A 12,731-nucleotide genomic window follows, 5' to 3' on the forward strand; every position below is an offset into this window, starting at 1 on the left:
CGCGAAGATCATTTGAATAAGGCCGCGTCATCCATGCTGGCCTCCTTCCAGCCAGCACCTTGAATCACGATCCAGGCCCTTTGGGAATCCCCTGCCAGATTCACAGAAAAATGATCATGCTCTAAAGAGTACCACGGGGCGAGTTCACCGATACGGTTGGCGGGGTGCCCATCGGCGATGCGGGTAAGCACGTCGCGCAGCCAGGCTTCTGGGTCGACGAAGTTGAGCCGGGCGGTCTGGATGAGCGTGTAGATCGCCGCTGCGCGCTCGCCACCCTTGTCCGAGCCGGCGAAAAGGTAGTTCTTGCGGCCGAGCGCCACGGGGCGAAGGCAGTTCTCGGCACGGTTGTTGTCGGCCTCGAGCCGCGCGTCGTCACAGAAGCGGGTCAGCGCCGCGCGACGCTTGACCGCATAGCGAATGGCGTCGGCCAGCGCGCCCTTGCCCGAGATGCGCCGCATGGTGTCCTCGGCCCAGTTGAAGAAGCCGTTTACCGCTGCCCTCACGACCTGTCGGCGGTCGTGACGCTCGTCGACCGGAAGCCCGCGTCCCAACTCTTCCATTTCGTACATCAGGTCGATCATGCTGACGCCGGTGCGCGCCGTGGTCGAGCCGGTCGCCTTCCACACGTCGTAGATTTTGCGCCGGACGTGCGCCCAGCACGCCACCTCGACGATGGGACCGGGCTGACGGCGTCCATCGTAGAGCTGGTCGTAGCCCGCATAGCCATCGGCTTGGAGGAATCCGCTGAAGCCAGCGAGGTGCGCACGCGGTCGCTCGCCCTTGCGGTCGGGCGTGTAGAAGTAGGCCGCTGCCGGCGGGCCGATACCCTGCCAGCCCGGTCATCGCGCGCATAGACCCACAGCCTGCCGGTCTTGGTCTTGCCAGTCCCTGGTGCCAGCACCGGCACCGGTGTGTCGTCCGTGTGGATCTTGTCGGCTGCGAACACGTGGGCGCGAATGTGGTCGACCAGCGGCTGGAGCAGCCAGCTGACCTGGCCGACCCAGTCCGCCATGGTCGAGCGGTCGAGGTCGACGCCTTCGCGGGCGTATATCTCCGCCTGCCGGTAGAGGGGCAGATGGTCGGCGTACTTGGACACCAGCACGTGCGCGAGCAGGCCGGGTCCAGCCTTGCCACGTGGGATGGGCAACGCCGGTGCGGGCGCCTGGGTGATGGCGTCGCAGCGCTGGCAGGCTAGCTTGGGGCGGACATGGCGCACGACCTGGAAGCGGCCGGGCACATACTCCAGCACTTCGGTCACGTCCTCGCCCAGCGCCGACATCGTCCCGCCGCAAGCGCCGCAGCCGTCCGCATGCGGAGCGGCGTGGAGGACCTCTTGGCGTGGCAGATGGTCAGGCAGCGGCAGGCGCTTTGGCTTGCGCTTCTCGCGGGCGGGGGGCGGCACGCTGGCGTCAGCGGACGCGCTGTTCGCCTCGGCCTCGACCGTCTCCAGCTCTTCCAGCCGCAGCTCCAGCTGCTCGATCTCGCGGGTGAGCCGCTCGGACGACTGGCCGAACTGCATGCGCGTGAGCCGTGCCAGCTGGACCTTGAGCTTCTCGATCTCCAACGCGGTCAGCTGGATGGTCGCCTTCGCGGCGCGAAGCTCGGCCTCGCTGGTGGCGAGTGCAGTGACAGTGGCTGCGTGCTGGGCCTGCAACGCCTGTGCGAAGGCGCGCAGCTCATCCGGGTCGGAGGGGAGATCGACCATCGCCAGCGACATGGCCCATCTTACCACCGGCCCGACTCAGGCCAAGCGAAAAGGGCTGAAAAGTGCCGCTCAGACCAGCGTTGGCGCAGTCACCGGGGCGGGCGCCACGGTGCGCCGCCAGTCGATGCCCTCTATGAGCAGCGCCAGTTGCGCGGGGCTGAGCACGATGCCGCCGTCGACCAGTGGCGGCCACACGAACCGGCCCTTCTCCAGCCGCTTGGCGAACAGGCACATGCCCGAGCCGTCCCAGTACAGCGCCTTGAGATAGTCGCCGCGCTTGCCCCGGAACAGGAACAGGTGACCCGAGTACGGGTCGGCGCCGAGTACATGGCTGGCAAGCGCGGTCAGCCCGTCGAAGCCCTTCTGCATGCTCACCGGCTTGCAGGCGAGATACCGGCAAGCGCGGTCAGCCCGTCGAAGCCCTTCTGCATGCTCACCGGCTTGCAGGCGAGATACACCTTGGTGCCCGGCGCCAGCGCTATCACGACGCATGCCCCAGTGCCCGCAGCACGCGGGCGAGCGCCTTCTCGTTGACGTAGCTGTCGACCGACAGTCGGACACCGCTGGCCAAGTCGATGTCGATGCTGCCCGGTCGCGTCCCTGGATGCGGGCGAACCAGGTCTTCCGCCGGTGCCGCAGATGGCGACGACCTGGCGGGTGCCGGTGCAGGTGTCGCCGGCATCAGCGCCATACTCGGTTCAGTCGAAACGACGTCCGTCACCACTCCATACGGGATGAACTGCAACGGCTCGCTGGCGATGCTCACCGCCTTTCGCTGCGCCGACCGCCAGTTGTAGATGAGGCTCTCTGCGATGCCGAGCCGCCGAGATACCTCGCGCACCGTCACGCCCGGCGCCAACGCCTCGGCGACCACCGCCGTCTTCTCCGCCTCGCTGTAGGTCCGCCGGCGCTCCGTCCGGGTGATGACCTCCATCCGCCTCATCTCCTGACCTCCTTCTGCACTCCAGAAGGAGACCACCACAGGTCCGGACATCGACGGCTACGCCCCGCTCGGCAACACGCGGCTCACCGGACGGTTACGAGAAGGCCGCCTTGCCGAACGCGCCTCCGAGCCCGGTTTCGATCCTGTTACCGCCTTGCCGCCGTCCCGAGACATTCGTGAGCACTGCGTAGGGACAGGGACATGACTAACCCGTCTTAGACCCGTCCGGGTCAGCCTTAAGAGTTAGTCGCCTGACCGGAAGGCCGGTCTCGCTGCGGCGGCTTGCTGGTAGAAGCCGGGAGCGCAGTGCCCGGGCCGCGGGCCGCAAATTGCGGGAGCGAGACATGGCGACCTATTTCAACGCCAAGGGCAAAAGCACCATCCAGGGCACGAGCGGCAAGGACGCCTTCTGGGCGTTCATGGCAGACACGAATTTCGCGTTCAGCAACCCGGACGCCGTGCTCGCGACGCTGACCTGGACGACCCCCTATCATCTGGCCGACGGATCCGCGTTCACGGTCGTCGCGAACGAGATCCAGGTGTCGCTCGACATCCTTGCCGGGGCCGAGGGTACGGACATCGTCTACGGATCCGCGTTCCGCGATGCCCTGTTCTACAACAACGGAACCTTTCTCAACGGTCTTGGCGGCCTTTCGGGTATCGAGCAGATCTTCCTCGGGGCCGGCGACGACCTGGTCGATCTCAGCCCCCAGGGCGTCGACGGGCTCGACTATGCGAAGGACGTCAAGATCTTCGGCGAGGAGGGCAACGATATCCTGATTTCCGGCGCGGGAAGCGACAGCCTCGACGGCGGGGCGGGAAACGACATCATCATCGGCGGCAAACGCGCGGATACCATTTACGGCGGTGGCGGGGACGACAGCCTCTATGGCGACGATCTCGGCTATGACGGGTTCGCGGGCGATGACACGCTGTTCGGCGGTGCCGGCAACGATGTGCTGCACGGCGGCGGGCGCGGCGATCGCCTTGAGGGCGGGGAAGCCAACGATCTGCTTCATGGCGACATAGGCAACGACACTCTTCTCGGAGGCGCGGGAAACGACACGCTGTTCGGAGACGTGGACGGCATCGCGGGCGAGGATAGCCTCGACGGCGGCGGAGGCAACGATGCGCTCTACGCCGGCGCCGGGAGTGACGTCCTGGCCGGCGGCGCCGGCGCGGACTGGATCGACGCGGGCGACGGCGACGACAATGCCGGCGGCGGAACCGAGGACGACGTCCTTGTTGCCGGCGGCGGCAACGACTTCCTGGATGGCGGTGCCGGCACGGACACGGTGCGATTCTCCGGTCGGCGTGCGGACTATGCGTTCTCCACGCTCGCGAGCGGCGACACCCTGTTCGTCGACCTGCGCCCCGGGGCGCCGGATGGAGCGTCCGACACGGTCAGGAACGTCGAGTTCTTCCAGTTTGCGGACGGCATCTTCCCGGCAGGGCAGATCAACGCCCTCCCGGTCATCCAGTCCGGCGGCGGCGGAGACGTGGCGGCGCTCACCCTGACCGAAAACAGCCTCGACGTGACCGTCGTGATGGCGACCGATCCTGATCCTGGCCAGGTGATCCGCTACGCTCTCGTCGCCGGGCCCGACCGCAACCTGTTCCAGATCGATGCCGCCACCGGGTCGCTCTCGTTCCTGGGCGCTCCCGACTTCGAATCTCCTGCCGATCAGGGCGCAGACAATGTCTATGAGGTGGTCGTCGCGGCACTCGACGGCTATGGCGGCACCGACATCCAGACGCTGCGGATCACGGTCACGGATGCCGCGGACGGCGCCGCCCCGGTCATGACCTCCTATGGCGGCGCGGCGACCGTCGATCTCCTGGTCGCCGAGAACACGAGTCTCGCCGCGACCGTCACCGCAGCGGATCCCGACGGCACCGTGCCTACGCTCTCGATCGCCGGCGGCCCCGATGCCGCGGCCTTCGTGATCGACGCGCTCACGGGCGAGTTGCGCTTCATCACGCCCCCCGATTTCGAGCAGCCGGGAGATGCTGACGGCGACCGCATGTTCGAAGTGCGCGTTCGTGCGTCCGACGGTATCAACACGAGCTCGCAGCTGCTCCGCATCGCCATCGGCAACGAAAACGAGTTCGCACCGGCAATCGTGTCGAACGGAGGCACCGCCGCGGCAAGGATCGTCATGCCCGAGAATCTCGGGCTGGTAACGACCGTCCTGGCTATCGATGCGGACGGGACGAACCCTGGCTTTGCGATTGCCGGGGGTGCGGATGCCGGCCTGTTCTCGATAGACGCGGCGACCGGAAGGCTGTCCTTCCTCGCAGCCGCCGATTTCGAGAATGCCTCGGACTCCGACCGTAATGGCGTTTACGAGGTCGTCGTGAGCGCCTCCGACGGCGGCTTCACGGCCGAGCAGGCCTTGTCGGTCGAAATCTTCGGCGTGAACGACGTCGCGCCTTCCTTCACGTCGAACGGCGGCGGGGCGACGGCCGAGGTGAGCATCGCCGAGAACACGATCGCGGTGACTCTTGTGCAGGCGAGCGATGCCGACGGTCCTCGAATCTCGTATCTGCTCGAGGGCGGAGCGGATGCGGACCTGTTCCTCCTCGACGCAGCGACCGGCTCGCTCGCGTTCCGGGCAGCGCCCGATTACGAGGACCGGATCGATGCCGATTCCGACGGCATCTACGAAGTGTTCGTAAGGGCGACCGACGGCATGCTCTCCGCGTTGCAGGCGATCCGAGTCACGATCACAGACGTGAACGAGATCGGCCGCACCCTGACCGGCACTGCGGCAGGCGAAACCTTCTCACCGACCGCCAATTCCTCGGCCCTTCGATCCTCCGCCTTGTCGGACACGATCTTCGGGCTTGGCGGAAACGACCGCATCGATGGCGGCGCCGGTACCGATCGCCTCGTCGGCGGGCCTGGCGACGACATCTACTTCGTCGGTACGTTCTCGGACGACGGCAAGGACATCAACGACGACCTCGTGGTCGAGCTCGCGGGCGAAGGCGTGGACCTGGTGAACGCCGCCGTCTCCTATCGCCTGCCCGCAAACGTGGAGCGGCTGACGCTCACCGGGCTCGGCGCGCTCACCGGCATCGGCAACGACCTTGCCAATCTCATCACCGGCAATATGGCCGCCAATGCCCTTCAGGGTCTCGGCGGCAACGACGTGCTGGTCGGCGACGACGGCAACGATGTCCTGGACGGCGGCGACAATAATGACACCCTCTCCGGAGGTCTCGGCGCCGACGATCTGCGCGGCGGCGCGGGAACCGATCAGCTGGATGGCGGCGCCGGCGCCGATCTTCTGCAGGGCGGGATCGACAGCGACGTCTACGCGGTCGACACCTATTCCGACGATGGCGACGCGCTGAACGACGACAGGATCGTCGAGTTCGCCGGCGAAGGGACTGCCGACCACGCCAAAGCGTCGGTTTCGTACCGGCTTCCCGACAATGTCGAATATCTCACGCTCGTCGGAGCCGATGCTCTGGACGGCACCGGAAACGCGCTCGATAACGTCATCTCCGGCAACGGGGCCGCCAATCGTCTCAACGGCGATGCCGGCAACGACACGATCGAAGGCGCCGGCGGAGACGATACGATTTTCGGCGGCCTCGGAAGCGACACGCTCAGCGGAAAGTCCGGCAACGACCGGCTGAGCGGCGATGAATCTCCCGACAAGCTCACCGGAGGTGCGGGAGACGACTGGCTCAACGGGGGCAGCTCGAACGATACGCTGAACGGCTCGGAGGGCGCTGACTATCTGATCGGAGGGCTGAACAAGGACGTGCTGACCGGCGGCCTTGACGCCGACACCTTCTACTTCGCTCCTGGCGACACTTCGGTCCAGGCCGCCGCGGCCGACACCATTACCGATTTCTTGGCGGTTGAGGATCGGATCGACCTCGCGATGGTCGGCGGCATCCTCGCTGCCGCATCCTATGCGGAGCGGGCAATCGCCGGCACGCTGATGAGCGACGCCCTGTCGGCGGCGACCACCCAGATGACGGCCGGCACCTCGGTGGTGTTCGTCGCCGGCCCCCTGGACGGATGGCTGTTCTGGGATGGCAATGGGGACGGCATTCTCGATCAGGGGGTGATCCTGCTCGGCGCGAGCATGCTGGCGGCGTTCAATTCCTCCAATGTGATCTGAGCCGGCGCGATGCCGGCGCATTGATATCGGAGCGAGCGGCGGGGACCGAGCGCGCCTCGGCGATATCGCGCTCTGCCAAGCTCCCGTGTCGTCTAAGCGTCCTGTTCCCGCGATTCAGGCTGGGAGCGAGGCCCGCCGCGCGCGACGTCCACGCTGCCGCAAGCGCGCTCGTTTTCGCTCCGGGCCGCGACCCCCTGGGCGAGCCGAACCGCTTCCTGCTCATACGCGCCCGCGATCAGTCTCAGCAGGATCCGTCGTCCCTCCAAGGCCGTGGCATCCGACATCGTCCGGTAGCGTTCCGCCCGCCGGCGAAGACTCCCGATCAGTTCCTTCGCTGGTTTCATGACACCTCTCCTCGACGTGTCCCAAAGAGAACCCTTGTCGTCACAGTCGCATGCTGACCGGACGGCAATTTGGTTTCAATTGTGCCAGGAAGACACTGTCCCGGATCGGGCAACCCGTCTCGTGCCGGATATCGCAGGCACGTCGGCAGGAGCGCTCCCCGGCAGCAGGCAGGCAGTCGCGCGATCGACCTTCTGCGGGAAGGCGAATGGCCGCTCGACGGCGCCGAAAGAGGCATCCCGGACGGGGGCAGGCTGGCTTGTCGAGCATGCGAGTAGACAAAAAGAGGTATATCCCAAAGGGTATTTGTCTACTTTCCCGGTAGACATCAAGATTGCTCCAGAACCGTTCCCATCTTCTGGAGACGAACCCATGCGAGCAGCTTACCGGCAGGCAACGGCCGTCGCGATCCTGGTCCTGCCCGGCACCGCTGCGGCGCAGGCGATGCCGGGCGCGATCGAACCTGCCGCGGGCGCACCGGTTGATCAGGCGCCTGCAATTGCGCCTGTCGCGCAGGGGGAGGGGGAGATCGTCGTCACCGCCCGGCGGCGCCAGGAGAACGTCCAGAACGTCCCGCTCGCCGTCTCGGTCCTCAATTCCGACGCAATTGAATCCACCGGAAGCTTCAATGTCGCGAAGCTCACGCAATTGCAGCCCTCCCTGCAATTCTATTCGAGCAACCCACGCAATTCGGCAGCGAACATCCGCGGGCTCGGGGCCCCGTTCGGGCTCACCAATGACGGGATCGAGCAGGGTGTCGGCGTGTATATCGACCAGGTCTACAACAGCCGGATTGCGGCGGCGACGTTCGACTTCCTGGACGTCGAGCAGGTCGAGGTGCTCCGCGGGCCGCAGGGAACGCTCTACGGCAAGAATACGACGGCCGGTGCGATCAACATCACGACGAGGCTGCCGACGTTCGAATTCGAGGGACGCGCCGAGCTGAGCGTCGGAAATCTCGGGTTCGTGCAGGCGAAGGGCTCGATTTCGGGCCCGCTGGTGGACGACCGCCTCGCGGTTCGTGTGGCCGCCTCCGCGACTCGCCGCCGGGGCACGATCCTCAACATCTTCACCGGCTCGCGCGTCAACGAACAGGACAATCTCGGCTTCAGGGGATCCGTTCTCTGGCGTGCGGCCGACAATTTCGATGTCGTGCTGACGAGCGATTACAACCGCCAGGATCCGGAATGCTGCGCCCAGATCTACGTCAGAACGGGAGCGACCCAGCGCCCGCTCAACCGGCAATTCGCGGCGCTGGCGGCCGCGTTCGACTATGAGCCCCCGAGCACCGATCCGTTCGACCGCCGCACGGACCTCGACACGCCGCTCGAGGCGTTTCAGGAGATCGGCGGAGCGGCATTGCGCCTCGAATGGGAAATCGGGCCTGGTGCCCTGACGTCGGTGTCGGCCTGGAGGTTCTGGAACTGGGGACCGTCCAACGATCGCGATTTCACCGGGCTTCCGATCACGACGATCTCGGCGAATCCCTCCAGGCAAAACCAATATTCCCAGGAATTCCGCTATGCCGCATCCGGCCCGCGCTTCGATTATGTGCTCGGCCTGTTCGCCTATCATCAGCGCCAGCGTACGACGGGTGTGCAGGCGCAGGGGCCGGCCGCGAGCCGCTGGCTGCTGAACCCGGGCAACGTTGCGGCGGGATCCGGCGGTTGCTCCCCGCCGACCGCCAACGCCTGCAATCCGTCTGTCCTGAACGGCCTCAGGTCCGAAAATGATATCCTGCTGTCGACGACGAGCCTTGCCGCCTTCGGGCAGGTGAGCTGGAAAGTGACGGAACGCCTGACGCTGCAGCCGGGGCTGCGCGTGAATTACGACAAGAAGTCGGGCCGTTACGAAGCCCTGGTATTCACGGGGACCGGCGCGGCGCTCCAGTGCAACCCGCCGCCCGCGAGCAGTATCACGCGCGACCAGTGCGCGAGCCTGCCGCCGCAAAGCTACGCGCCCAGGTTCAGCGACTGGAACATTTCGGGAGACTTCACCGTCTCCTACCAGCTCGGACGCGACGCGATGGCCTATGCCACTTACGCGAAGAGCTTCAAGTCGGGCGGGATCAACCTCGCGGGCCTGCCGCTCGACGCGAACAACAATCCGATCCTCAGCGTGCAGACGGTCAAGCCCGAGGACGTGACCCATTTCGAGGTCGGGCTCAAGACCGAGTTCTGGAACCGCCGGATCACGCTCAATCTCGCGGGCTTCTGGTCGGAGATCGAGGAATATCAGGCCACCGTCACCAACGGTCAGCTGGGCGTGCTGCGCGGCTATCTCGCAAATGCCGAGAAGGTGCGCGTCCGCGGACTCGAAGCGGATTTCTCGGCCCGCCCGACCGAGCGGCTCACCTTATACGCAAGCGGCGCCTTCACCGACCACGAATATAGCAGGTTCGTGGATGCGCCATGCCCTCCCGAGCTGTCCGGCGGTACCGCGGCCGGGCCCGGACAGGCTGCAAGCCCCCCGGGCACCCCGGGGGGGATCAGTCCGGCAAATTGCGATATCTCCGGTCAATGGCTGCCCGGCATTTCGCGCTGGGCATTTTCGGGTGGCGCCGAGTTCCGCCATCCGCTTGCCCTGCCGGGAGGCGAGGGCGAAGCCTATGCCGGAGCCGATGCGAGCTACCGCTCGAAATTCTCGTCCAACCCGTCGCGATCCCGATATACCGACATCGACGGTTATTCGATCGTCAATCTCCGGCTCGGAGTGCGCGTCCCCGAAAAGTGGGATCTTTTCGCCTGGATGCGCAACGCTTTCGACAGCGACTATTTCGACATTCTCGCCACGCAGTCGGGAAGCACCGGGCTGGTGGTCGGGCAACCCGCCGACCCGAGAACATACGGCATGACGCTGCGCCTCAACTTCTAACGGGAGCCGTCCGCGGCCCGCGCAAGCGCCCGGGGCGGCAGGCACTTGCGGCGGCGCCCTCCTTGCTGATCAACCATCGAGGAACTTCCAGATGTCCACTCTCACATTGGCAGCGCGACCCGCCCCGATGATGCGACGAAAGCGGCAGAAATCCTCCTTGCCCGGCCTTCCGCTTGCCCTGGGGATCACCATCACCTGGCTGTCGCTGATCGTGCTGGTCCCGCTGAGCGCGATCTTCGTCAAGAGTGGAAGCGAGGGCTGGCAGGCCTTCTGGAACGCTGCGCTGTCCGATCGGGCGCTCGCCGCCTACCGGCTGAGCTTCGGCAGTGCATTGCTGGCGGCGATCATCAATGCGGTCTTCGGTCTCGTCGTCGCGTGGGTTCTGGTGCGCTATGCCTTTCCCGGCAAGCGCCTGCTCAGCGCCCTGGTCGATCTTCCCTTTGCCCTGCCGACGGCAGTGGCGGGTATTGCTCTGACGGCGATCTACGCTCCTAATGGGATGATCGGCAGCTACCTTGCAAATTCCGGTATTGCCGTTGCCTATCGGCCCGCCGGGGTCGTGGTCGCCCTGGTGTTCATCGGACTCCCATTCGTCGTTCGCACCGTCGAGCCGGTGCTTGCCCAGGTGTCGCGCGAGATGGAGGAGGCCGCCGTGACGCTGGGGGCGACCCGGCTGCAGACCTTCCTGTGGGTGGTCCTGCCGACCATCTTCCCTGCGCTCGCGACCGGCTTCGCACTCGCATTCGCCCGCGGCGCCGGCGAATATGGCTCGGTGATCTTCATCGCCGGCAACATGCCCTATGTTTCCGAAATCGCGCCCCTGCTGATCGTCACGCAACTCGAGGAATATGATTATGCAGGGGCGACGGCGATCGGCGTGGTGATGCTGATCGTCTCTTTCGCCATGCTCTTCCTGATCAACGCGCTCCAGGTCTGGCAGCGCCGGAGGGTCGCATGAGCCGCTCCAACCCTCTCCAGGAGAGCCGCACGGCGCGCCTGGGCCTGGTCCTGCTCGCTCTCGCTTATGTCGGGCTGGTTCTGCTGATCCCGCTGGGCGCGGTGTTCGCGGAGGCATTCGCCGAGGGCATCGGCGCATGGTACGCAGCGATAACCGAGCCGGACGCGCTCTCCGCCATCCGGCTGACCCTGCTTGTCGCGGCGATCGCAGTGCCGCTCAATCTCGTGTTCGGGATCGCGGCCGCCTGGGCGATCGCGAAGCACGATTTCCGGGGGAAGGCCTTCCTGACCACGCTCATCGACCTGCCTTTCTCCGTCTCGCCCGTGGTCGCCGGCCTGATCTTCATCCTCCTGTTCGGAGGCCAGGGATGGTTCGGCCCGCTGCTTCAGGACAGCGGCCTGCAGATCATCTTCGCTCTGCCCGGGATGGTGCTGGCCACGATCTTCGTGACCTTCCCGTTCATCGCGCGCGAAGTGATCCCGCTGATGGAGGAACAGGGCAAGTCGGACGAGGAAGCGGCGCTGACGCTCGGGGCGTCCGGCTGGCAGCTTCTGTGGCACGTGACCCTGCCGAACGTGCGCTGGGGACTGCTGTACGGCGTCCTGCTCGCCAATGCGCGTGCCATGGGTGAATTTGGAGCCGTATCCGTCGTGTCCGGCCACATACGTGGCGAGACGAACACCATGCCCCTTCAGGTGGAGGTACTCTACAATGAATATAACTTCGTTGCCGCCTTTGCAGTCGCCTCTCTCCTCGCGCTCCTCGCTCTCGTCACGCTCGCGCTCAAGAGCTACCTCGAATGGCGGCATCGCGACGTCCTCGCTGCACGCGGCCACTGACATGTCGATCAGGGTCGAGGAGGCCGTGAAGCATTTCTCGACCTACCCGGCGCTCAACGGCGTATCTCTCGACATCGGCCCGGGAGAGTTCGTCGCGCTTCTCGGTCCATCCGGATCGGGCAAGACCACCCTGTTGCGTATCATAGCCGGCCTCGACTTTCCGGACTCCGGGCGGATCGTCTTCGCAGGGGAGGAGGTGACCGACAAGCCTGCCGCCCGGCGCGGCATCGGCTTCGTCTTCCAGCATTACGCCCTGTTCGGCCACATGACGGTTGCTCGCAACATAGCCTTTGGCCTTTCCATCCTGCCACGCCGCAAGCGCCCGCCGCGGCACGAAATTGCCCGGCGGGTCGAGGAGTTGCTGGAACTCGTCCAGCTCCAGGGCTGCGGCGAACGCTATCCGGCGCAGCTCTCCGGCGGGCAGCGCCAGCGTGTTGCCCTTGCACGCGCCCTTGCGCGGGACCCGCAGATCCTGCTCCTGGACGAGCCGTTCGGGGCGCTCGACACAAGGGTGCGGCGCGAGCTGAGAAGTGCGTTGCGCCGGATCCACGAGAATATCGGACTGACCACCATCTTCGTCACCCACGACCACGAGGAGGCGTTCGCACTCGCCGACCGCGTCGCCATCCTCAGCGGCGGACGGATCGAACAGTTCGATACCCCGCAAGGAATCCAGGAAGCGCCGGCAAGCTCCTTCGTCGAGAGCTTCGTCTCCTGACGCAAGAGAAGGGGCGCCCTGCAGGCTCCAGCTTCGGATCCGAGGGGCGTCGCCGACACCGTGACTGCCGCAACCGGTCGCCGCTTCCGGGAAGATCCGTCGGTCGCCGTGCGGGAGTCCTCGTCATGGCGGACACCCGGCAGCCGCGGGCTCCGGATGCCGGATCCTTCCGGCGGCGGCCAGGAGAAACGCCGGGGGGGGGGAGGGGGG

The 12,731-nt window shown here is 66.0% G+C and carries 7 protein-coding genes and 1 pseudogene; 5 read left to right on the top strand and 3 right to left on the bottom strand.

The window, feature by feature from the left end:
* Positions 1–131: 131 nt before the first annotated feature.
* The 3 genes and pseudogenes from tnpC to tnpA form a co-directional block, all read right to left on the bottom strand.
* Positions 132–1,717 (bottom strand): annotated as a pseudogene (tnpC, locus tag C7I55_RS27200) (IS66 family transposase); the annotation flags it as partial.
* 57 nt (positions 1,718–1,774) lie between these two features.
* A complete protein-coding gene (gene tnpB / locus C7I55_RS27205) occupies positions 1,775–2,074 on the bottom strand; it encodes an IS66 family insertion sequence element accessory protein TnpB (RefSeq protein WP_233222448.1) in 300 nt (99 codons plus the stop codon).
* Positions 2,075–2,186: 112 nt separating this feature from the next.
* The gene (tnpA, locus tag C7I55_RS27210) at positions 2,187–2,639 is read right to left on the bottom strand and encodes an IS66-like element accessory protein TnpA (protein ID WP_233222449.1); all 453 of its coding nucleotides are present in this window, start codon (positions 2,637–2,639) and stop codon (positions 2,187–2,189) included.
* 353 nt (positions 2,640–2,992) lie between these two features.
* Between tnpA and C7I55_RS29345 the strand changes: the two genes are divergently transcribed.
* The 5 genes from C7I55_RS29345 (at position 2,993) to C7I55_RS27240 (ending at position 12,521) form a co-directional block, all read left to right on the top strand.
* The gene (locus tag C7I55_RS29345) at positions 2,993–6,790 is read left to right on the top strand and encodes a cadherin domain-containing protein (protein WP_106516208.1); all 3,798 of its coding nucleotides are present in this window, start codon (positions 2,993–2,995) and stop codon (positions 6,788–6,790) included.
* A 714-nt stretch (positions 6,791–7,504) separates the two neighbouring features.
* Positions 7,505–10,006 carry a TonB-dependent receptor gene (locus tag C7I55_RS27225; RefSeq protein ID WP_233222450.1) on the top strand — a complete coding sequence of 834 codons (2,502 nt, stop codon included), beginning with the start codon at positions 7,505–7,507 and terminating at the stop codon, positions 10,004–10,006.
* A 91-nt stretch (positions 10,007–10,097) separates the two neighbouring features.
* A complete protein-coding gene (gene cysT, locus C7I55_RS27230) occupies positions 10,098–10,964 on the top strand; it encodes a sulfate ABC transporter permease subunit CysT (protein WP_199193106.1) in 867 nt (288 codons plus the stop codon).
* Positions 10,961–11,803, top strand: a complete 843-nt coding sequence (gene cysW, locus C7I55_RS27235) for a sulfate ABC transporter permease subunit CysW (protein ID WP_106516210.1) — start codon at positions 10,961–10,963, stop codon at positions 11,801–11,803. Before cysT ends, cysW begins: the two co-directional genes overlap by 4 nt.
* A 1-nt stretch (position 11,804) precedes the next feature.
* Positions 11,805–12,521, top strand: coding sequence for a sulfate/molybdate ABC transporter ATP-binding protein (locus C7I55_RS27240; RefSeq protein ID WP_106516211.1), 717 nt, complete (start codon positions 11,805–11,807; stop codon positions 12,519–12,521).
* The last annotated feature ends 210 nt before the right edge of the window (positions 12,522–12,731 follow it).

It is taken from the genome of Allosphingosinicella deserti (genome assembly GCF_003012735.1).
Lineage (GTDB): Bacteria > Pseudomonadota > Alphaproteobacteria > Sphingomonadales > Sphingomonadaceae > Allosphingosinicella > Allosphingosinicella deserti.

Bases quoted from the DNA above. Each gene is read 5' to 3' on its own strand.
- tnpB (WP_233222448.1), bottom strand. From the start codon at position 2,074: ATGCAGAAGGGCTTCGACGGGCTGACCGCGCTTGCCAGCCATGTACTC.
- tnpA (WP_233222449.1), bottom strand. From the start codon at position 2,639: ATGGAGGTCATCACCCGGACGGAGCGCCGGCGGACCTACAGCGAGGCG.
- C7I55_RS29345 (WP_106516208.1), top strand. From the start codon at position 2,993: ATGGCGACCTATTTCAACGCCAAGGGCAAAAGCACCATCCAGGGCACG.
- C7I55_RS27225 (WP_233222450.1), top strand. From the start codon at position 7,505: ATGCGAGCAGCTTACCGGCAGGCAACGGCCGTCGCGATCCTGGTCCTG.
- cysT (WP_199193106.1), top strand. From the start codon at position 10,098: ATGTCCACTCTCACATTGGCAGCGCGACCCGCCCCGATGATGCGACGA.
- cysW (WP_106516210.1), top strand. From the start codon at position 10,961: ATGAGCCGCTCCAACCCTCTCCAGGAGAGCCGCACGGCGCGCCTGGGC.
- C7I55_RS27240 (WP_106516211.1), top strand. From the start codon at position 11,805: ATGTCGATCAGGGTCGAGGAGGCCGTGAAGCATTTCTCGACCTACCCG.